24 protein-coding genes are annotated in these 20,040 nt (G+C 65.5%); 19 read left to right on the top strand and 5 right to left on the bottom strand.

What is annotated here, in order from left to right:
• Positions 1-40 precede the first annotated feature (40 nt).
• The 6 genes from fliS (at position 41) to AC1DOQ_RS08455 (ending at position 4,133) form a co-directional block, all read left to right on the top strand.
• Positions 41-478 carry a flagellar export chaperone FliS gene (fliS, locus tag AC1DOQ_RS08480; protein ID WP_477362129.1) on the top strand — a complete coding sequence of 146 codons (438 nt, stop codon included), beginning with the start codon at positions 41-43 and terminating at the stop codon, positions 476-478.
• Complete coding sequence (locus tag AC1DOQ_RS08475; RefSeq protein WP_477362127.1) at positions 475-804, top strand: flagellar protein FliT; 330 nt, start codon at positions 475-477, stop codon at positions 802-804. The genes fliS and AC1DOQ_RS08475 overlap by 4 nt, the downstream gene beginning before the upstream one ends.
• A 7-nt stretch (positions 805-811) precedes the next feature.
• Positions 812-1,933: a flagellar hook-length control protein FliK gene (gene fliK, locus AC1DOQ_RS08470; RefSeq protein ID WP_477362125.1), complete on the top strand. Its 1,122-nt coding sequence runs from the start codon at positions 812-814 to the stop codon at positions 1,931-1,933.
• On the top strand, positions 1,917-2,279 hold the full coding sequence (locus AC1DOQ_RS08465; protein WP_477362528.1) for an EscU/YscU/HrcU family type III secretion system export apparatus switch protein: 363 nt from the start codon (positions 1,917-1,919) through the stop codon (positions 2,277-2,279). The genes fliK and AC1DOQ_RS08465 overlap by 17 nt, the downstream gene beginning before the upstream one ends.
• Positions 2,263-3,021, top strand: a complete 759-nt coding sequence (locus tag AC1DOQ_RS08460; protein ID WP_477362124.1) for a flagellar brake protein — start codon at positions 2,263-2,265, stop codon at positions 3,019-3,021. Before AC1DOQ_RS08465 ends, AC1DOQ_RS08460 begins: the two co-directional genes overlap by 17 nt.
• A 269-nt stretch (positions 3,022-3,290) precedes the next feature.
• Complete coding sequence (locus AC1DOQ_RS08455) at positions 3,291-4,133, top strand: hypothetical protein (protein WP_477362122.1); 843 nt, start codon at positions 3,291-3,293, stop codon at positions 4,131-4,133.
• Between the two features lie 78 nt (positions 4,134-4,211).
• On the opposite strand, the gene fliE is transcribed toward AC1DOQ_RS08455, so the two are convergent.
• Positions 4,212-4,619 carry a flagellar hook-basal body complex protein FliE gene (fliE, locus tag AC1DOQ_RS08450; RefSeq protein WP_477362120.1) on the bottom strand — a complete coding sequence of 136 codons (408 nt, stop codon included), beginning with the start codon at positions 4,617-4,619 and terminating at the stop codon, positions 4,212-4,214.
• A gap of 163 nt (positions 4,620-4,782) precedes the next feature.
• Between fliE and fliF the strand changes: the two genes are divergently transcribed.
• From fliF to fliR, 13 genes are all read left to right on the top strand, one after another.
• Complete coding sequence (gene fliF, locus AC1DOQ_RS08445) at positions 4,783-6,471, top strand: flagellar basal-body MS-ring/collar protein FliF (RefSeq protein WP_477362118.1); 1,689 nt, start codon at positions 4,783-4,785, stop codon at positions 6,469-6,471.
• 3 nt (positions 6,472-6,474) lie between these two features.
• A complete protein-coding gene (gene fliG / locus AC1DOQ_RS08440; RefSeq protein WP_477362116.1) occupies positions 6,475-7,479 on the top strand; it encodes a flagellar motor switch protein FliG in 1,005 nt (334 codons plus the stop codon).
• Positions 7,479-8,216 (top strand): flagellar assembly protein FliH, encoded by a 738-nt coding sequence (gene fliH, locus AC1DOQ_RS08435; protein ID WP_477362115.1) that lies wholly within the window; start codon positions 7,479-7,481, stop codon positions 8,214-8,216. The genes fliG and fliH overlap by 1 nt, the downstream gene beginning before the upstream one ends.
• On the top strand, positions 8,213-9,634 hold the full coding sequence (gene fliI, locus AC1DOQ_RS08430; RefSeq protein WP_477362113.1) for a flagellar protein export ATPase FliI: 1,422 nt from the start codon (positions 8,213-8,215) through the stop codon (positions 9,632-9,634). Before fliH ends, fliI begins: the two co-directional genes overlap by 4 nt.
• Before the next feature lie 36 nt (positions 9,635-9,670).
• Complete coding sequence (fliJ, locus tag AC1DOQ_RS08425) at positions 9,671-10,111, top strand: flagellar export protein FliJ (protein WP_477362111.1); 441 nt, start codon at positions 9,671-9,673, stop codon at positions 10,109-10,111.
• A gap of 11 nt (positions 10,112-10,122) precedes the next feature.
• Positions 10,123-11,460, top strand: a complete 1,338-nt coding sequence (locus AC1DOQ_RS08420; protein ID WP_477362109.1) for a flagellar hook-length control protein FliK — start codon at positions 10,123-10,125, stop codon at positions 11,458-11,460.
• Between the two features lie 127 nt (positions 11,461-11,587).
• Positions 11,588-12,109 carry a flagellar basal body-associated protein FliL gene (gene fliL / locus AC1DOQ_RS08415; RefSeq protein ID WP_477362107.1) on the top strand — a complete coding sequence of 174 codons (522 nt, stop codon included), beginning with the start codon at positions 11,588-11,590 and terminating at the stop codon, positions 12,107-12,109.
• A 24-nt stretch (positions 12,110-12,133) separates the two neighbouring features.
• Complete coding sequence (fliM, locus tag AC1DOQ_RS08410; protein ID WP_442122358.1) at positions 12,134-13,117, top strand: flagellar motor switch protein FliM; 984 nt, start codon at positions 12,134-12,136, stop codon at positions 13,115-13,117.
• A gap of 32 nt (positions 13,118-13,149) precedes the next feature.
• The gene (fliN, locus tag AC1DOQ_RS08405; RefSeq protein ID WP_477323147.1) at positions 13,150-13,575 is read left to right on the top strand and encodes a flagellar motor switch protein FliN; all 426 of its coding nucleotides are present in this window, start codon (positions 13,150-13,152) and stop codon (positions 13,573-13,575) included.
• Complete coding sequence (gene fliO, locus AC1DOQ_RS08400) at positions 13,572-14,225, top strand: flagellar biosynthetic protein FliO (RefSeq protein ID WP_477362105.1); 654 nt, start codon at positions 13,572-13,574, stop codon at positions 14,223-14,225. Before fliN ends, fliO begins: the two co-directional genes overlap by 4 nt.
• Positions 14,226-14,978, top strand: coding sequence for a flagellar type III secretion system pore protein FliP (gene fliP / locus AC1DOQ_RS08395; protein WP_477362103.1), 753 nt, complete (start codon positions 14,226-14,228; stop codon positions 14,976-14,978).
• 12 nt (positions 14,979-14,990) lie between these two features.
• The gene (gene fliQ, locus AC1DOQ_RS08390; protein ID WP_442122354.1) at positions 14,991-15,260 is read left to right on the top strand and encodes a flagellar biosynthesis protein FliQ; all 270 of its coding nucleotides are present in this window, start codon (positions 14,991-14,993) and stop codon (positions 15,258-15,260) included.
• Positions 15,257-16,096, top strand: coding sequence for a flagellar biosynthetic protein FliR (fliR, locus tag AC1DOQ_RS08385; RefSeq protein ID WP_477362101.1), 840 nt, complete (start codon positions 15,257-15,259; stop codon positions 16,094-16,096). Before fliQ ends, fliR begins: the two co-directional genes overlap by 4 nt.
• Before the next feature lie 5 nt (positions 16,097-16,101).
• Here fliR and AC1DOQ_RS08380 read toward each other — a convergent pair whose 3' ends face one another.
• From AC1DOQ_RS08380 to flgK, 4 genes are read right to left on the bottom strand one after another with little or no spacing between them, the layout of a single operon-like run.
• Positions 16,102-16,632, bottom strand: a complete 531-nt coding sequence (locus AC1DOQ_RS08380; protein ID WP_477362099.1) for a PH domain-containing protein — start codon at positions 16,630-16,632, stop codon at positions 16,102-16,104.
• Between the two features lie 46 nt (positions 16,633-16,678).
• A complete protein-coding gene (locus tag AC1DOQ_RS08375) occupies positions 16,679-16,804 on the bottom strand; it encodes a hypothetical protein (protein ID WP_477362097.1) in 126 nt (41 codons plus the stop codon).
• A 22-nt stretch (positions 16,805-16,826) separates the two neighbouring features.
• Positions 16,827-18,047, bottom strand: a complete 1,221-nt coding sequence (gene flgL / locus AC1DOQ_RS08370) for a flagellar hook-associated protein FlgL (RefSeq protein ID WP_477362095.1) — start codon at positions 18,045-18,047, stop codon at positions 16,827-16,829.
• A gap of 20 nt (positions 18,048-18,067) precedes the next feature.
• On the bottom strand, positions 18,068-19,999 hold the full coding sequence (gene flgK / locus AC1DOQ_RS08365; protein WP_477362093.1) for a flagellar hook-associated protein FlgK: 1,932 nt from the start codon (positions 19,997-19,999) through the stop codon (positions 18,068-18,070).
• Positions 20,000-20,040: the final 41 nt, after the last annotated feature.

The raw sequence follows: 20,040 nt of genomic DNA, 5'->3' as shown, positions 1-20,040 counted from the left end.
CAAATCGAAAAGTTTCACACGGAGGTTCAAGATGTTTGGAATGACGCCACGCGGCGTGCAAGCTTACGCCAAGGTAGGGTTGGAGACCTCGGTGGTCGCCGCGTCGCCCCATGAGCTGATCGTCCTGCTGTTCGACGGCGCACTCGCCGCGATCCACTCCGCACGCCTGCATATGAAGGCTGGCAAGATCCAGGAAAAAGGCGCATCGATTTCGCGCGCCATCGAGATCGTCAACGACGGCCTGCGCGCCAGCCTGGACAAGAAGGCCGGCGGCGACATCGCCAACAGCCTGGATGGTCTTTACGGCTACATGACCGACCGCCTGCTGCAGGCCAACCTGAAGAACTCGGTGGACATGCTGGACGAAGTGCAGGTCCTGCTGGTCGACCTGCGCGACGCCTGGGCCTCGATCGGCAAGAAGCCGGCGGCGCCCGCGGCGGCAGTCCCGAGCGCGGCAGCCATCCTGGCGAGCGCATGATGATGACCGGCGACGAAATGCTGTCGACCTACGAGACGCTCGAGCGCATCACCGGCGAAATGCTGAATGCGGCCCGCAGCGCCGAATGGGACCGCCTGGTCGAGCTCGAGCAGTCGTGCACCCTCCACGTGGCGCGCCTGCGCGACAGCGGCGAGGTGGCGCTCGCCCCTGAAGGACGCCAGCGCAAGGTCGAGCTGATCAAGAAGATCCTCGATGCCGACCGCCACATCCGCGACCTCACCATGCCGTGGATGGAAAAGCTGTCGGCAATGATCAACAGCACCACCACCCAGCGCAGGCTGGTCAACGCCTACGGAGGCGTCTGAGGCGGAAATGGCCACGCGCCTCACTTCCACCGGCGCGAATCCGGTCGGCCAGACCGTGCCGGTCGCCGGCATCGAGGCGACCGCCCATACCCGCCAGCAGGCGGGCCAGCCCACGCTGGCCAGCCTGCTGGGCAAATCCTTGCAGGCCCAGGTGCTGGCGCGCCTGGCCGACGGCAGCTTCGTCGTGCGCATGAACGACCTGGCCGCACGCCTTTCCCTGCCGTCCGGCACCCAGGTCGGCAGCCAGTTGCCGCTGACCCTGGTGGCGCTGACCCCACGTCCCACCTTCCAGCTCCAGACCGGCCAGGGCAGCGCCTTCGCCGAAACCCGGCCGGCGCCGCCGGAGGGCGACTTCCGCCAGGCGCTGCCGCTGTCATGGATCGGCGGCGGCGCCGCGGCGCCGGTCCGCGCCGCCGCCATGCTGGCCACCAGCCTGGCGGCGGCCGGGCTGCCCGAGGCGGGCGCCGACACCGAACATGCGTCGATCAGCGCCGCCGGCAAGCTGCTGGGCGAGGTGATCGCCGCGGCCCAGAAGGATGGCGCGGCGGCGGCTGTCGCCGGCCGCACGCCGCTGCTGGCGGCGCCGAGCGCGGACGCCGCCCGGGTCGCGGCGGCGTTGCAGGAGGGGCTGGCGAAGAGCGGCCTGTTCTACGAGGCCCACGTCGCCGAGTGGGCGCAGGGTGCGCGTCCGCTGGCCGACCTGGCCGCCGAACCGCAGGCGCGCGGCATGCCGCCGCCCTCGGACCCGGCCACCGCCCAGCTCATCAACCAGCAGTTGAACGCCCACGAACAGGCGCGCGTGGCCTGGCAGGGCCAATTGTGGCCGGGCCAGGAGCTGCGCTGGGAGATCGAACGCGACACGCCCGAACGCGAGCCGGGCCGGCATGACGGCGACGGCGATGGCGCCCGCGGCAGCTGGCAAAGCAGCCTGCGGCTGCGCTTCGGGCAGCTGGGCGAGGTCAAGGCGCAGGTCGTGTTGACCGGCGACCAGCTGCACATCCGCCTCGACGCGCCGGAATCGGCACGCGTCCTGCTGGAAGCCGGCAGCGGCCGCCTGGCCGACGCCCTGGCCGCCGCCGGCACGCCGCTGAACACCCTGGCGATCCATGGCGATGACGAGCGACGATAACGGCCGCCGCCAGCATGCGGTGGCACTGGCCTATGGCGCCGGCGATCCGGCGCCGAAAGTGGTGGCCAAGGGCCAGGGCCTGGTCGCCGAACAGATCATCGAACGCGCGCGCGACGCCGGCGTGTTCGTGCACGAGTCGAAGGAACTGGTGGCGCTGCTCATGGAAGTCGACCTCGACCGGCAGATTCCACCCGCCCTGTATCGCGCCATTGCCGAACTGTTGGCATGGCTTTATTATATTGAGTCAGCGCAAACTACCGGCCAGGCCTTAGCTCCGCCCACGGACACGACGCGACTCCTGCAACCAGAAGAATCACCGGTTGGAATAGATGCAAGCAATTACTGAAGCCGAACTTGAAGCCTGGCACGACTATGAAGTCCAGTCGCGCAGGGAAATCGTCGCGCTGCTGCGCCAGATCGCCGAAAAGAACCAGCTCGTCCGCGTGCTGATCCGGGGCGAGGCCGACGTCTGCGTCACCTCGATCCTCGACGTCGATCCGGACACCAATACCATGGTGCTCGACCGCCCGGTCAGCCGCGAGCAGATCGAACGCATGGTCGTCGCCGGCACGGTGCGCTGCGAGACTTCGCTCGACAAGATCCGCATCCTGTTCGGCGCCGATGGCCTGCGCGAGATCAGCTACGACGGCGGCACCGCGGTGCGCGCCAACATCCCCGCCAGCCTGATCCGCCTGCAGCGCCGCGAGTTCTACCGGATGGCGACGCCGGTCAGCAATCCGGTGCGCGTGACCATCCCCCTGGCCGCGGAACTGGGCGGCAAGCTCGAGACCTTCCCGCTGGCGGATATCAGCTGCGGCGGCATCGCCATCCTCGACAACAAACAGGTGCTCGGCACCACCATCGGCGAAACCTACATCGGCTGCCGCCTGGAGCTGCCGGAAATCGGCCCGGTCATGACCTCGCTGCAGGTCCGCAACTCGCTGGACCTGACCCTGCTGAACAACAAGACCAACCGCCGCCTCGGCTGCCAGTTCGTCGACATCTCACGCGGCAACCTCGCCGCCGTGCAGCGCTACATCACCAAGCTCGAGCGCGAACGCAACGCCCGCCTGGCCGGCCTGGTCTGATGCCTGCCAGCGCGCACGTGCTGGCAGGCAAATCCGATTACTGCTGCCAGCCGCTGTGCGCACTTAAGCTTCTGCCAAGGACTCTGGCGGTCAATCCTGCGCCGCGCAAAATTGGGCGCAAGATCCGCCGCTGTTCAAGGCATTCACCGACGACTTTCCATAGTAAGATGATGCCGTGAGGCAACTACACGAGGACGACTTCGCAGAGAATCGTTTCCCGTTGATCAACATGGAACAGGCATTGCACTTAAAGCATTTAGAGAAAGCAGATGAAAATCAACATCTTCCAGATTTATTACGACAGCAACAGCAGGCAGCAGGTCGACCCAAATTTCATCCCTCTGGAAAACGCGGGCAACCCGCGTCCCGATTGGCGGGAATATTGGCCTATACGGAACTTTTTTCTCGAGAATGATGTCAAAGACGACGAGTTGTATGGCTTCTTCTCACCGAACTTTCGCAACAAGACCAATTTGACCGGGCAACAGGTTTACGAGTTTATCGAAACCAATCCCGACCATGATGTCTATACGTTCTCCCCTTTTATCCAGGAAGCTGCTTGCTACCTGAATACGTTTGAGCAGGGAAATCGACATCACCCTGGCTTGATTCCCACCACCGAGCGATTCTTGAAGACCATCGACCTCAAAGTCGCCTTCGATTCCCTCGTGATGGACTTCACCAGCAGCATTTACTGCAATTACGTCGTCGCGAAACCTTCTTTCTGGAAAAAATGGTTTGCCATTACGGAAAAGTTGTTTGATATCGCGGAAAGCAGGGACAGCGAACTGGCCGGCCTCCTGAACAGTGGCGCCCCGTACTCCAAAGGGCCGGTCCACATGAAGGTCTTTATCATGGAGCGGATCTGCTCCCTGATTCTCGCGCTGGACGGCGGACCGCGCGTGGCAAATTACGACATATCGAAAATGCCATGGTCGCACGTATTGTATTTCCCTTACAGAGAGGAACTGTTCACGCTGAACGCACTCAAACTGGCGTTCGCCCTAACCGATGAGAAAGTTTACCTGCGCCAGTTCTTTGAATTGAGACACCGGGTACTCAGCAAATGCGATCCGCATTATCTGGAGAGGCCTGAAATCCACTTTTTCTGATCCGGTCGATGCGAATATGGCGGCCGAACTGACGGCCGCCCTCGAGGCCCGCCTCAGCAGGCAGCGGCCCTACCCGGGCTACACCTGCATGTTCATGATCTCGTGATAGGCCGACACCAGCTTGTTGCGCACCTGCACGGTCGCCTGGAAGGTAATGCTGGCCTTCTGCATTGCGATCATCGTATCGGACAGGCTGACCGAATCGTCGCCGGCGGCGAACTTCTTGCCCATGTCGTCGGCCTGGTCCTGGGCCTTGCTGACATTGTCCAGCTGGGCTTTCAGCGCATCCGAGAAGCTGACCTTCGACGACGACTCGACGCCTTCCGCGCCGCCCGTCTTGCCCAGGCCGCCGATCCCGCCGATGCCGCCGGAAGCCAGCGCCGATGACGCCGAGCCGGCCGAGGGCGTGGCCGGCCTGGTGGCCGCCGCCTTCAGTTGCGCCATCATCGCTTCGATGCGGCTGCTGTCGATTCCGCCGATATTCATGTCCGCCTCTTGAAAACAGGTTCATTCAGGCTGTCAGAATATCAGCGCCTCGGCAATGCCTGCCTTCGAGCAGCACCGTAAACACCCTCCTTTTCCCGGGTTTGGATGTTGCCGTACGGCTTCATAATGGCGTTCAACTACCCTACATCCCCGACCACCAACCATGGCAACAGCAGCGGAAACCCTCCTCGACGACGATCCCGGCGCCCAGGCCGAACCCAAGCCGAAGTATTGGGAAACCCCGATGGGCAAGAGAGTCGTCATCGGCGGCGCGATCGCGGCCACTATGGCCGTCATCGCCGCGATCTGGCTGTGGAGTTCGGCCCCCGACTACAAGGTGCTGTTCTCGAACTTCAGCGACCGCGACGGCGGCGCGATCACCGCTTCGCTCGACCAGATGGGGGTCAAGTACAAGTTTTCCGAAGGCGGTACCGCGATCCTGATCCCGGCCGAGCAGGTGCACAATGTGCGCCTCAAGCTGGCCGCCCAGGGCCTGCCGCGCGCCGGCAATGTCGGCTTCGAACTGCTCGAGAACCAGAAGCTGGGCACCTCGCAGTTCGTCGAGCAGGTCAACTACCAGCGCTCGCTGGAAGGCGAGCTGGCGAATTCGATCCAGTCGGTGTCGGCGGTATCGTCGGCGCGCGTGCACCTGGCCCTGCCGAAGCCGTCCGTGTTCGTGCGCGACCAGCAGAAGCCCACCGCCTCGGTGCTGCTCAACCTGCAGCCGGGCCGCACCCTCGACCAGGCCCAGGTCAGCGCCATCGTGCACCTGGTGGCATCGTCGGTGCCGGAACTGACCCCGTCCAACGTAACGGTGGTCGACCAGAACGGCACCCTGCTCTCGGACACCAGCGCCAAGAACGGCAAGCAGCTCGATCCGAACCAGCTGAAGTACGTCGAAGCCCTGCAGCAGAACATCGTCAAGCAGGTCGAGTCGATCATCGCCCCGATCGTCGGCCAGAACAATGTACGCGCCGAGGCGACCGCCGAAGTGGACTTCGCCCAGGTCGACACCGCCGCCGAGCTGTACAAGCCGAATTCGCCGCCGGAACCGCAGGCGATCCGCAGCCAGCAGACCTCGGAGTCGACCGGTCCGGGCAGCCAGAACCCGTCCGGCATCCCGGGCGCGCTGTCGAACCAGCCGCCGGGCGTGGCCACCGCCCCGATCGACGGCACCGGCCCGCAGGCCAGCCCCGCGGCAGCGGCCGCCGGCCCGACCAGCAAGAACGCCACCACCAATTACGAAGTCGACAAGACCCTGCGCTTCGAGCAGAAGCCGATGGGCGGCATCAAGCGCCTGACCGTGGGCGTGGTGGTCAACTACCGCCGCAGCGTCGATCCGAAGACCGGCAAGGTCGCGATCAAGCCGCTCACCGCCGCCGAAGTCGCCCAGATCAACGAACTGGTCAAGCAGGCGATGGGCTACAACCAGGCGCGCGGCGACACCCTGAACGTGGCCAACGCCCCGTTCGACGGCGTCGACAAGCCGGCCGACGTGGTCCCGGACTGGTGGAAGGACCCGAACAACCTGCCGATGGCGAAGGACGTCGCGAAGTGGGTGTTCATCGCGCTGGTGCTGCTGTTCCTCTGGTACCGTATCCTGCGTCCGATCATGAAGCCGGTGATGAAGAAATTCGACCAGGCGGTCGAGATGCCGCCGGAGCCGGAACCGGAAGAGCCGGAGCCGGAACCGGAACCGGACCACGAGGAAATCGCACGCATTGCGCGCGAAGCGGAAGAACAGAAGCAGGTCATCGTCTACAAGAGCAACCTGGAGATGGCCAAGACCCTTGCGCAGAACGACCCGCGCATCGTGGCGAACGTGATCAAGGAATGGCTGGGTGCCGAATAAGACATGAGCGACAAAGACAAAGACAACGTCAACAAGGCGGCCATCCTGATGCTGGCCCTGGGCGAATCCGAAGCGGCCGAGGTCATGAAATTCCTCGGCCCCCGCGAAGTGCTCAAGCTGGGCGCGGCGATGGCGCAGATGAAGGCGGTGCAGCACGAGGAGGTGACCACCGTGCTGGGCGAATTCCGCGAGCGCGTCGACCTGCAGTCGACCGTCGGCCTGGACTCGGACGAGTACATCCGCCAGGTGCTGACCAAGGCGCTGGGCGACGACAAGGCCGCCGTGCTGCTGAACCGCATCCTGGGCGGCAAGGACGCTTCCGGCATCGAGAGCCTGAAGTGGATGGACTCGCCCTCGGTGGCGGAACTGATCCGCAACGAACACCCGCAGATCATCGCCACCATCCTGGTCCACCTCGAGCGCGACCAGGCCTGCGAGATCCTGGCCTACTTCACCGACCGCCTGCGCAACGACGTGGTGCTGCGTATCGCGACCCTGGACGGTGTCCAGCCGGCCGCCCTGCGCGAACTGAACGACGTGCTGACCAAGCTCCTGTCGGGCAACGAGAACATCAAGAAATCCTCGCTGGGCGGCGTGCGCACCGCGGCCGAGATCCTGAACTTCATGAGCGGCGAGCAGGAAAGCTCGGTCATGGAGAACATCAAGAACTACGACAACGACATGGCCCAGAAGATCATGGACGAGATGTTCGTGTTCGATAACATCATCGACATCGACGACCGCGGCATCCAGCTGCTGCTGCGCGAAGTGCAGTCCGAGATGCTGATCATCGCATTGAAGGGCGCCTCGCAGGACCTGCGCGAAAAGGTCTTCAAGAACATGTCGCAGCGCGCCGCCGAGATGATGCGCGAAGACCTCGAATCGAAGGGACCGGTGCGCCTGTCCGAAGTGGAATCCCAGCAGAAGCAGATCCTGCAGATCGTCCGCCGCCTGGCCGACGAAGGCCAGATCGTCCTGGGCGGCAAAGGTGAGGACTCGTTCGTCTGATGGTGAACTCGAAAGACTTCCAGCCCATGTTCAAGCGCTGGGAAATGACCTCCTTCGGCGACGAGCGCGAAAGCAGAGTCGCCGAACGCCAGGCGGCCGAAGCCGCCGCGCAAGCCCAGGCCCAGGCACTGGCGGCCCAGCGCGCGCTCGAAGCCGCCCCGCCCCCCATCGCACCGCCGATCGGCGAAGAAGAACTCGAGGCGATCCGCGAAGCGGCGCGCCAGCAGGGTTATGCCGAAGGCCATGAAGCCGGCCTCGCCGCCGGCCACGCCAGCGGCTACGAAGACGGCCTGGCCGAAGGCCGCGCCGAAGCCGCCGCCGAATTGAGCCATCTGCAGGGCATCGCCGCCGATTTCGGCAACGCTGTTACCCAGGCCGACGAAGCGATCGCCGCCGACGTGCTCGAACTGGCCCTGCACCTGGCGAAGAACATGGTGCGCACTGCCTTCGAAGTACGCCCCGAACTGATCCTGCCGGTGGTGCGCGAAGCGGTCGACTACCTGCCGACCCTGCAGCAGCCTGCCTTGCTGGTCCTGCATCCGGAAGACGCCCTGATCGTCCGCGGCGGCATCGGCCACGAACTCGAAAAGACCGGCTGGCGCATCGTCGAAGACGCCCATGTCGCACGCGGCGGCTGCCGCATCGACACCGCCAGCAACCAGATCGACGCCCAGATCGGATCGCGCTGGCAGCGCCTGGCGCATGCCCTGGGCCGCGACGTGCAGTGGCTGGTATGAGTGGCTCGAAATGCGCTGACCGCCACACCGCGCGCTGGAAGTCCTACCTGAAGGACTGCGGCAACCTGCTCGATTTCGTCGAGCCGATGCAGGTCTCGGGCCGCGTCACGCGCGTGGCCGGCCTGGTGATGGAATGCGTCGGCCTGAAGCTGGCGGTGGGCAGCGCCTGCACGATTCCGGTTGCCTCGTCCGGCAACCCATCGGGTGCGCGCATCGAGGCCGAAGTGGTCGGCTTCGAGGGCGAACGGCTGTTCCTGATGCCGCAATCCGACGTCGAAGGCGTGGTGCCCGGCTCGCGCGTGTTCCCGGTCGAGCCGAGCGTGCCGAAGCCCGGCAGCGTCGATCATCCGCGCCGCCGCCCGATGGACCGCGCACGCCACCTGCCGGTTGGCTGGGGCCTGCTGGGCCGCGTGGTCGACGGCGCCGGCCGCCCGCTGGACGGCAAGGGGCCGCTCGACAGCACGGATATGGGCCCGCTGAACGCGCGCCCGATCAACCCGCTGGAACGCGCGCCGATCACGGACACCCTGGACGTCGGCATCCGCGCCATCAACTCGATGCTCACCGTCGGCCGCGGCCAGCGTCTCGGCCTGTTCGCCGGTACCGGCGTCGGTAAATCGGTGCTGCTGGGGATGATCGCGCGCTACACCACGGCCGACGTGATCGTGGTCGGCCTGATCGGCGAACGGGGACGCGAGGTGAAGGAATTTATCGAGCAGATCCTGGGCGAGGAAGGCCTGGCCCGCTCCGTCGTGGTGGCGGCACCGGCCGACTCGCCGCCGCTGCTGCGCATGCAGGGCGCATCCTATGCCACCGCCATCGCCGAGCACTTCCGCGACGAAGGCAAGAATGTCATGCTGATCATGGATTCGCTGACCCGCTACGCGCAGGCGCAGCGCGAGATCGCGCTGGCGATCGGCGAGCCGCCGGCCACCAAGGGCTATCCGCCTTCGGTGTTCGCCAAGCTGCCGGTGCTGGTCGAACGCGCCGGCAACGGCCCGGAAGGCGGCGGCTCGATCACCGCCTTCTACACCGTGCTGTCCGAGGGCGACGACCAGCAGGACCCGATCGCCGACGCCGCGCGCGGCATCCTGGACGGCCACATCGTCCTGAACCGCAGCCTGGCCGAAGCCGGCCACTACCCGGCGATCGACATCGAACAGTCGATCTCGCGTGCGATGCACAACATCACCTCGCGCGAGCACCAGCAGGCGGCGCGCACGCTCAAGCAGCTGTACTCGCGCTATGAACGCTCGCGCGACCTGATCAGCGTGGGCGCCTACGTGGCCGGCACCGATCCGGTGCTGGACAAGGCGATCGTCCTGCACGAGCGCATCGAGGCCTTCCTGTGCCAGGAAATCCACGACAACGCCAATATGCTGGAGAGCTTGGGGGAATTGACCTCTCTGTTCGGCTGATTGAGCGAAGGCCGCGGCCGATATACTTGACCTACCATGGCCAATACCTCCGCACTCCAGACCCTCGTCGACCTCGCACAGCGCGAGTCGGACAACCGCGCCAGGCGGCTGGGAGTGGCACTGAAGGCGGTCGAGGAAGCCGAACAGAAGCTGCAGATGCTGCTGGGTTACCGCCAGGATTACGCGGACCGCCTGGACCAGGCCCAGATGAACGGGATCACGCCCTTCGCCTACGCGAATTTCGTGGCCTTCCTGGGCAAGCTGGACAACGCGATCAACGGCCAGCGCGAAGTGATCAAGCATGCCGAATACAAGGCCGACACCGAACGCAAGGCCTTCCAGGAGAGCGAGCGCAAACGCCTTTCCTACCGCACCCTGAACGAACGCGCGGCGGCCCAGGCGCTGGCGATCGAGACCAGGCGCGACCAGAAGATGATGGACGACTTCGCGGCCCGCACCGCACGCATGAAACGCTGAACGAGACAACGATGCAGACCAATTCCCTTCCGATCCAGCTGAACACCAACGCCCAGGCGCCGGCCCAGCGCAATGGCGCTGCCGCCAACAGCGACGGCGCCCAGTTCAGCTCCATGCTGTCGAACGAGATGGAACTGCGCCAGCCGGCGCCGAACCCCGCGCCCGCGCCGAAGACGGCTGCGCCGAAGCCGAATGCCGCCGACAAGCCGGCCCAGCCCGACGGCGGCGCCGGCGCGCAGGAAGCCGCGAAACCGGAAGAAGCCGCGAAGCCGGCCGACGCCGGCAAGACCACCGAAGCCAGGGATGGCGACGATGCGGACAGCCAGGACGGCAAGGACGATGCGCAATCCGGCCAGGGCGGCGATCCGGCCAGCGCCATGCTGGCCCTGATGGCAAGCCTGCAGCAGCCGAAGGATGCGAAAGCCCTGCCCGCCGCCGACGCCGCGGCCCAGGCCTACGACGCCCTGGGAGGTGCCGCCGGCAAGGGCAAGCGCGGCGACGCCGCCCAGCTGGCCGCATTGCAGGCGTCGATGAAGTCGGTGTCGAAGGACGGCGCCGGCATTGCCACCACCGCCGGCAAAGCCTTCTCCGACACCGCGGCCCTGCGCAACCCGGCCCTGGCCGCCGCCGGCGCCGCCCTCGGTGCCGACGACAAGAGCGCGGCCGCGGATGCGGGCGGCAAGCTGGGCGCCGACCTGCGCGCGGCCCTTGCGGCCGCTTCCGGCAAGGGCCAGGCCGAGCCGCAGCTCGCTTCCGCTGAACCGGGCACGGCACTCAGCCTGCTGCAGGCGCGCGAAACCGCCGCCGCCCGCGAACCGGCGGCCGCCGTCGCCGCGCTGGCCCAGGCCCAGCCGGCCGTGATGGAAGCCGTGCAGGCCGCTGCCGGCACCTTTGACGCCCTTGGCGCACGGGTCGGCACCGATGCCTGGGAACACCAGGTCGGCCAGAAAGTCGTCTACATGGTCGGCAGCGAAGAGCAGACCGCTTCGCTGACCCTGAACCCGCCGGACCTCGGTCCGCTGCAGGTGGTGCTGTCGGTGACCAACGACCAGGCCAGCGTGACCTTTTCCGCCAACCAGGAAGAAGTGCGCCAGGCCCTCGAGAATGCCCTGCCCCGCTTGCGCGAGATGATGAGCGAGAGCGGTATCGCGCTGGGCAACGCCACCGTCAACGCCGGCATGCCCGACAGCGGCCAGGCCCAGCAGCAGGCGGCGCGCAATGGCGGCGGCTTCGGCGGCAATGGCCGCGACCGCGGCGACGGCAGCAGCGGGACCGAGGATGCGAACGCCCGCCCGGTCACCCGCACGGCAACGCTCGGCAATCGCGGCATGGTCGATACTTTCGCCTAAGAAACAACGAGATAGCCCCCGATCTCCCCTCTTTTCAACCATTGCTCCTGCTCACTTTTTCCCGATAATGACATAATGACGGGACGAACCACTGCGGGACCGAGGTATCTTGAAAGCGAATCCAAAAATGAAAGCTGATCCGAAAGCGGATGCAGCAGCGGCGCCGGCAGCGGGCGGCAAGAGCAAGCTCTTCATCATGATCGGCGCGGCCGTGCTCGTGCTGGGCCTGGGCGGCGGTGCCGGCTGGTACTTCCTGCACGGCAGCGGCGGCGCCGAAGCGGCCGAGACAGCCAAGAAGGATCACGGCAGCAAGAAGAAGGGCAAGAAGGAAGCGCCGCCGGAATACCTGGCGATCGAACCCTTTACCGTGAACCTGCAGCCGGAAAACGGCGACCAGTACCTGCGCGTCGCGTTCACGCTGCAGATCGACGGCGCCGAACAGACTGAGCTCATCAAGGCGAACATGGCCAAGGTGCGCAGCCGCGTGCTGTTGCTCCTGTCCGGCAAGAAGGCGTCCGAGATCAACACGGTCGAAGGCAAGCAGCAGCTGGCCGGCGAAATCCTGGCCGCGGTCAAGATACCTTTCGTGTCGCACGGCGACGAGCAGGATGTCTCGGACGTCCTGTTCACCGAGTTTATTATCCAATGAGCATTCAGTAAGACTTGACAGAGCATGGCCGATAATTTTCTCTCACAGGAAGAAGTCGATGCCCTCCTCAAGGGGGTCAACGGCGATCAGGACGATGTCGCGGCTCCTGAAGACACCTCGGGAGTCCGCACCTATAACCTGGCAACGCAGGAGCGGATCGTCCGCGGCCGCATGCCGACGCTCGAGATCATCAACGAGCGTTTCGCCAGGTATCTGCGGGTCGGCCTGTTCAACTTTTTGCGCCGTAGCGCCGAAGTGTCCGTCGGCTCGGTGCGGGTTTCGAAGTACAGCGAATTCATCCGCAACCTGGTGGTGCCGACCAACCTGAACCTGATCCACATGAAGCCCCTGCGCGGCACCGCGCTGATGGTCTTCGATCCGGGCCTGGTGTTCCTGCTGGTCGACAACCTGTTCGGCGGCGACGGCCGCTTCCACACCCGTGTGGAAGGCCGCGACTTTACCCAGACCGAGCAGCGCATCATCATGCGCATCCTCGACATCGTGTTCGAGGCGTATGCGAAGTCCTGGGAACCGGTCTACCCGATCGAATTCGAGTACATCCGCTCGGAGATGAACACGCAGTTCGCGAACATCGCCACCCCGAACGAAGTCGTGGTATCGTGCACCTTCACCATCGAGCTCGGTTCGGTGTCGGGCCAGATCCACTTCTGCATGCCGTATTCGATGGTCGAACCGATCCGCGATGCGCTGACGTCCAGCATCCAGGGCGAGGCCCTCGAAGTGGACAAGCGCTGGATCCGCCTGCTGACGCAGCAGATCCAGGTGGCGGAGGTGGACCTGGTGGCCGTCCTCGGCCACGGCAAGGCGAACTTCGACGAAATCCTGAACATGAAGGTCGGCGACGTGATCCCGATCTCGGTGCCGGAAACCATCCAGGCAACCGTCGACGGCGTGCCGGTGATGGATTGCACCTATGGCGTATCGAACGGGCAGTACGCCCTGAAAGTCGAAAGACTGATCGCCAACAGCGAAACCTTCAACAAATAACACGTAGTACGTAATACGACCGGAGAATTTCCATGTCCGACACCCAAGACGACCAGAGCAGCCTCGACGACGACTGGGGCGCCGCGATCGCCGAACAGGCGGCCGCGGAAGCCGCTGCGCTTGCCAGCCAACAGCAGGCGGCCAGCGCCGCCGTGTTCCAGGACTTTTCGAACAAGGGCCTGCGCCCGGATACGCCGAACGATATCGACTTCATTCTCGATATCCCGGTACAGTTGACGGTGGAGCTGGGACGCACCAAGATCGCCATCAAGAACCTGCTGCAGCTCGCGCAGGGTTCAGTGGTGGAACTGGACGGCCTGGCCGGCGAGCCGATGGACGTGCTCGTGAACGGCTGCCTGATCGCCCAGGGCGAGGTGGTGGTCGTGAACGACAAGTTCGGTATCCGGCTCACCGACATCATCACGCCATCGGAACGTATCCGCAAACTGAATAAATGACGACAAGCGCGCGCCTGCTGACCATCCTTTCCCTCCTGCTGCCGCTGGCCGTCTGCGCGGCCGAGCCGCCCGCTGCCACCACCCCCATGGCGCAGCCGGCGCCCCCCGCAAGTGCCCAGCCGCGCGCCGTGGACAATGCCGCGGCCCCGGCCGTGCAGCCACCGGCCGTCCCTGCCCCGGCAGCCAACGCGCCGGTCATGAACCCGTCCAGCCCGGGCGCGCCCGAGACCACCGTCGGCGGCGGCGCCGCCAACCGCAGCGCGCCCACTGTCGCCCCGGTCCAGATGCCGTCCGGCTCGGCCACCGGCAGCCTGCTGCAGACCCTGTTCGCCCTGATCGCGGTGCTGGCCGTGCTGGCCGCCCTCGCCTGGTTCCTGAAGCGCTACGGTCCGAAGGCCGGCGCCGGCGGCGCCAACCTGCGCGTGGTCGGCGCCCTCAACCTCGGCGGGCGCGAGCGCGTGCTGGTGGTCGAAGTCGGCAATCAGTGGATCGTGGTGGGCGCCTCGCCCGGCCGGATCAACGCCCTGGCGACGATGCCGAAACAGGAGGGCGCCGAGATGAGCGGAAGCGGTGCCACGCTGGCGCCGCAATCGCAAGCAGCGAACAACTTCGCCGACTGGCTGAAGCAGACCATCGACAAACGTAAGTAAATGCGTAAACAGACTTTCCTGCTGGCGGCCGGCCTGATGGCCCTGTCGCTCGCCGCAGCCGCGGCCGCCGTCGCGGCGCCCGCCATCCCCGCCTTCACCACCAGCCCCGCGCCGGGCGGCGGCACCGCCTACTCGCTGCCGGTCCAGACCCTGCTCTTGATGACGGCGCTGACCTTCATCCCGGCGGCCCTGCTGATGATGACGAGTTTTACCCGCATCATCATCGTGCTGTCGCTGCTGCGCCAGGCGCTCGGCACCCAGACCGCGCCGCCCAACCAGGTGATGGTCGGCCTGGCCCTGTTCCTGACCCTGTTCGTGATGGGCCCCACCTTCGATCGCATCTACACCGAGGCCTACGTGCCGCTGCAGGAGAACCGGATCCAGATGGGCGAGGCGATGGACAAGGCCGCCGCGCCGCTGAAGGGCTTCATGCTGAAGCAGACCCGCCAGTCGGACCTGGCGCTGTTCGTGAAGATCTCGCGCACGCCGGCGCTGCAGGGTCCCGAGGACGTGCCGCTGCGGGTCCTGATCCCGGCCTTCATCACGAGCGAGCTGAAGACGGCTTTCCAGATCGGCTTCGCGATCTTCATCCCCTTCCTCATCATCGACATGGTGGTCGCCTCGGTGCTGATGTCGATGGGTATGATGATGATGTCGCCGGCGGTGATCTCGCTGCCGTTCAAGTTGATGCTGTTCGTGCTGGTCGACGGCTGGCAGCTGCTGCTGGGTTCACTGTCCCAGAGCTTCAATTAAGGATTGCAGAGAATGACTCCGGAAAGCGTCATCGCGATGGGCCGCACGGCCATGGAGGTCACCCTGATGGTGTCGGCGCCGCTGCTGCTGGTATCCCTGATCATCGGCCTGGTGGTCAGCATCTTCCAGGCCGCGACCCAGATCAACGAGCAGACCCTGTCCTTCATCCCCAAGCTGGTCGGCGTGTTCGTCGCCCTGGTGCTGGCCGGCCCGTGGATGCTGACCGTGATGACGGACTACATGCGTACCGTGTTCACGGGTATTCCGGGCATGATCGGTTGATCTCGTTTACGACCACCGAGCTGTACGCGTGGATCGGGGGCCTGCTGTGGCCCCTGACGCGCATCCTCGGCCTGGTGGCGGCCGCGCCGGTGTTCGGCAATACCGGCGTGCCCTCGCTGGTCAAGCTGACCCTGGGCGTGCTGCTGGCGGCGATCGTCGCGCCGACCATTCCCGCCATCCCCGCCGTCGACCCGAGCTCCTGGGCCGGCATCCTGATCGCCGGCCAGGAAATGCTGATCGGCCTGGCGATGGGCTTTTCGATGCGGCTCGTCTTCGCCGCCATCGAGTTCGGCGGCGAACTCGCCAGCTCCACGATGGGATTTTCCTTCGCCAGCTTCTTCGACCCCAATTCGGCCGGACGCTCCTCGGCGGTCAGCCAGTTCATCGCGCTGGTCGCCACCATGGCCTTCCTGGCCATGAACGCTCACCTGGTGCTGGTGCAGGTGCTGGTCGAAAGCTTCTTCACGCTGCCGATCTCGGGCACCCCGATGTCGCTCGCCGCCCCGCTCGAGATGGTACGCTGGGGCGGCCGCATCTTCTCGGCGGGCCTGCAACTCACGCTGCCGATCGTGGCGGCCCTCCTGATCACCAACGTCGCGCTGGCGATCCTGACCCGCGCCGCGCCGCAGCTGAACCTGTTCGGCATCGGCTTCCCGGTCACGCTGGGCACCGGCCTGCTGGTGCTGAGCCTGACCCTTCCCTACCTGAACACGCCGCTGCAGAACCTGTTCAACCAGGGCATCGAGGCGAGCCGCCGGATCCCGCGCACCGGCGCGGAAAGGCCGGGGCAGCCGCGGCCGGCCGCGCCGCCGGCGGCGATCGTGCCGGCGTCCTGATTTTTTTACTGCCTGGCGCGCAGCAGCTCCGCAATCTCGCCCAGCTTCGCCTCGATCGAACGCAGCACGACCAGCTGGTCGTCGCCCTCGCTTTTCTGTTGCGGCGCATGGCGCAAGGCTTCGCGCGCCTGCAGGATCCTGGCACGGAAGGCCTGGGCGTCGATGATGCCGGTCAGGCGCATGTCCGAGGCCTGGCCGGCGCTGTGCCCGGCGGTTTCGAACTTCAGGGTGCTGAGGTTGAAGTGGCGCAGGATCGGTCCTTCGATGAAGGTCACGTCCTGGATGTTCTCCAGCGGGATGGTCTTTTCGGTGGTGACCAGGATGCCCTTCCGGTAGCGCAGGCTGCGCTCGCCCAGCTGGCATTCGAGCTTGTCGAAATAATGCTGGGCCCACCAGCGGCCGACGCCGAGGAACCAGACGATCGCCAGCGGAATGCCGACGATGGTCAGCATCATCGCGACGCCGATCTGCATGACCAGGAAGGGCTTGATGAGCGGGTTGAATCTTGCGCGGATGGTGATCGGTTCGATGGTCATGGCTCAAGTGTATGCCGGCGCTTGCACAACAGGTAAATTATTGCCTTCATTCCGATCCGGGAGCGCTTATGCCGACCAGATGCGCATCCTGCAGTTGCGGCGAGCTGTCCGCCCAGCAGGCCAGCTTCCTGCGCGAGCAGGTGACGGTCAGCCGCCCGCCGAAGCCGAGCATATCTTCTGACGCGCCGTGCCGCTCAGCTGATGTAGTTGAACAGCGACAGGCCCGACATCGTCTTGAACGACATCTGCGCAGCCTGCAGCGTCTGCTGCTGCTGGGTGAACAGCGAGATCGCCTTGGCCATGTCGAGGTCCTGCAGGCCACTCAGCGTGGTCTGGTACTGGATGTCCAGGTCCTGGCCGCTGCTGTCGAGGTAATCGAGTTCCTTCAGGCGCGAGCCGACCGAGGCGCGCACCGAAAGGATGTTGTCCAGCGCCTGCCCCAGGTTGGCGCCCGCCATCGTCACGCCATTGCTCATCAGGGCCTTGCCGGCCGGGGTGTCGGTCGGCGTGCGCAGCGCGCCGATCAGGTTGGTCAGGGTGGTGAACAGCGACTGCCTGGAACTCGGCTGCACGTCCATCGAATCGCCGTCGGCCGGCGCGCCGTCGATCTTCATCGACATGCCGCCGAAGGTGATCGGCTGGCCGGCCGTATAGGTCCCGGTCGACACGGCGGTGTTGGAGCTCGCGTCGGTCACGGTGTAGGTCGTCACCGCCGGCGAACCCGTCACCTGGAATTTCAGGCTGTAGTTATGCCCGGTCAGCTGCGAGCTGTCGGTCACGCTGTATGTGCTGGCCGTGGCGCTGCCTTGGTTGGCGCTGTTCGGGCTGACCTGGAAGGTGCCGTTCCCGGTCGGGATGTTCTCGAACACGTTGCTGCCGGTTTCGCTGATGGCCATGTTGCGGATCGCCCCCACCTTCAGCACGCGCTGGCCCTGGTCGCCCTGGTAGGTGGCGCCGGTCGAGGTCTGCACGAAAGGCATGGTGGTGGTCTGGTAGCCCGAGAACAGGTAGGCGCCGGTACCGTCGGCCTTGTTGGCCACGCCCAGCAGGTCGGTCATGCGCGCCTCCAGCTCGGTCGCCAGCATGCCGCGTTCGGTGTCGCTCAGCGTGCCGTTGCCGGCCTGGACCGTCAGCGTCTGCACGTCTTCCAGCAGGTTGGTGGCGTCGTCGAGGGCGTTCTCGACCAGCGACAGCGAGGTCTTGGCATTGGTGCGGTTGGTGCCGTACTGGTTGTTCATCGACTGCGACTGCGTCACCTCGAGCGCGCGCGCCGAGGCGATCGGGTCGTCCGCCGCGGTCAGGACGCGGCGGTTGCTGGACAGCTGCTGCTGTGTTTTGGCCATCTGGGCCTGCAGCGTATTGAGCTTGGTCGTTCCCGCCGCGAAGATGGCGCTCGTACTGATCCGTAAAGCCATGGTGTGCTCCGCTTATTTATTTAATGACCGATCTGCAACAGCGCGTTGAAGATGGTATCGGCCACCTGCATCACCTTGCCGCAAGCCTGGTAGGCCTGCTGGTACTTCAGCAGGTTGGCCGCTTCTTCGTCCAGGTTCACGCCCGAGACGTTGTTGGCCGCGCCCTGCGCCTGTTCCAGCTGGGTCGCGGCGGCTTCCGCGTTGACCTGGACCTCGCGGGTCTTGTTGCCGATCGCGCTGACGATGTGGGCATAGGACGACTGATAGGTCGCGGTGCCGCCGTCGAGGATGGTCTTCGACTGCAGGTCGCCCAGCAGGCTGGCGTTGCGGGTGTCGCCCGGACCGGTATTGCGCTGGATGGTGAAGGTGTCGCCGTCCTTCGGCAGCCCCGTCAACGTAAAGCTGATGCCGGCCACGGTATAGGTGGCGCCGTCCTTGAACGGGACCGGGTCGCCGGCGGCGATATCGGTCTGGGTGCCGCCGACCATCATCGTCACCTTCTGGCCCGCGGGGAGGCCGCCCAGGTTACCGCCCGAGTAAGTGACGTTCACCGGGCCGGCGAGCGGCGCTGCCAGGTAATCCTTGGTGATCGTGCCGGCGCTGATCTTGGCGGTGCCGTTGTTCGTGAGCGGAATGCTGGTCGTGATCGGGGAGCCGGCCGCGACCTGGGACTGGTCGGTCAGCGCCAGCTTGAAGTTGGCGGCGCCGTTGATGGTCGGGCGCACCAGGAAGTTGTCGCCGGCGGCGGCGCTGCCGCTGATCGAGAACGACAGGCCGTCGATGACCTGCGGGTCGCCCTTGATCTCGGTGGCCGTGTTGTCCGACAGGCGGTAGACCATGTACTTGCTGCCGTCGTACTGGACCTTATAGTCGCTGGTGGTGAGCCGGGTGGCGTCGACGACGGTGGCGCTGACCTTGGTGGTGCTGGTCTGGTTGTTGTTGACGTTCTTGGTGACCTCGGCCGGCGACACCGTGAAGAAGTCGCCGCCCGGATTGCCGTTGGCGTCCACGCCCAGGTGGTGCTGGTCGTTGAAGGTCTGGGCCAGGCTCAGGGCGATGCGGCCCAGCGAATTCTGCGCCAGGTCCAGCGACTGGCTGCGGAATTCCAGCACGCCGCCCAGCTCGCCCCCGGCCAGGGCGCTTTCCGGAATCGGCGACACCTTGGAATTGGTGACGTAGGCGACCGTCATCCGGGTCTGGTCGGTGGCGGAACCGACCGCCGCCAGCTGGAAGGCGCTCGAGCCGACCACCAGCGGCTGGCCGTTACCGATCGATACCGTCAGGCTGTTGTTATCGCCCGGGATGACGGTCGCCTTGACCTGCTTGTTCAGCTCCATCACCAGCTGGTCGCGCTGGTCCAGCAGGTCGTTCGGCAGGTTCAGGTTGTCGCCCGCCGCGAGCTTGCCGATCTGGTCGTTCAGCTTGGCGATCTGGCTGGCATAGCTGTTGATGAGGTTGACGCTCGAAGTGACCTGGGTGTTGACGCCCTTGCGGATCTCTTCCAGGCGCTGGTTCATGCTCTGGAAGCGGGCCGCCAGCGTGTCGGCGGAGCTCAGCAGCGCGCCGCGCGAGGGCACGCCGGCATGGTCGCCGGTCAGGTTCTGCACCGACGAAAAGAAATCCTGCAGCGCCGGCGACAGGCCGGCCGTGGAATCGGACAGCAGGTTGTCGATCTGGGTCACCTGCGCCTGGTAGGCTTCGAGTCCGCTGTTGGCCGCCTGCGCGGTACGCACCTGGGCGTTCAGGAACTCGTCCGAATAGCGCTTGACCTGGGCGATCTGGGTACCGGTGCCGTAAAAGCCATTGCTGCCCCCCATCGAAATCGACGTTTCCTGCACCACCACCTGGCGGCTGTAGCCTGCCACGTTGGCGTTGGTGATGTTGTGGCCGGTCGTCGTCAGCGCCGCCTGGGCAGCGTATAGACCGGACTTGCCGATGCTGAGGAGGGACATGTGCTCTTCTTCCTGTGTACTCTGTTGTTTTCGGCAAGACT

This window comes from Massilia sp. 01N417, assembly GCF_056399645.1.
The sequence above is the reverse complement of the archived record's forward strand: the minus strand, read 5'-3'. Positions and strand labels throughout refer to the sequence as shown.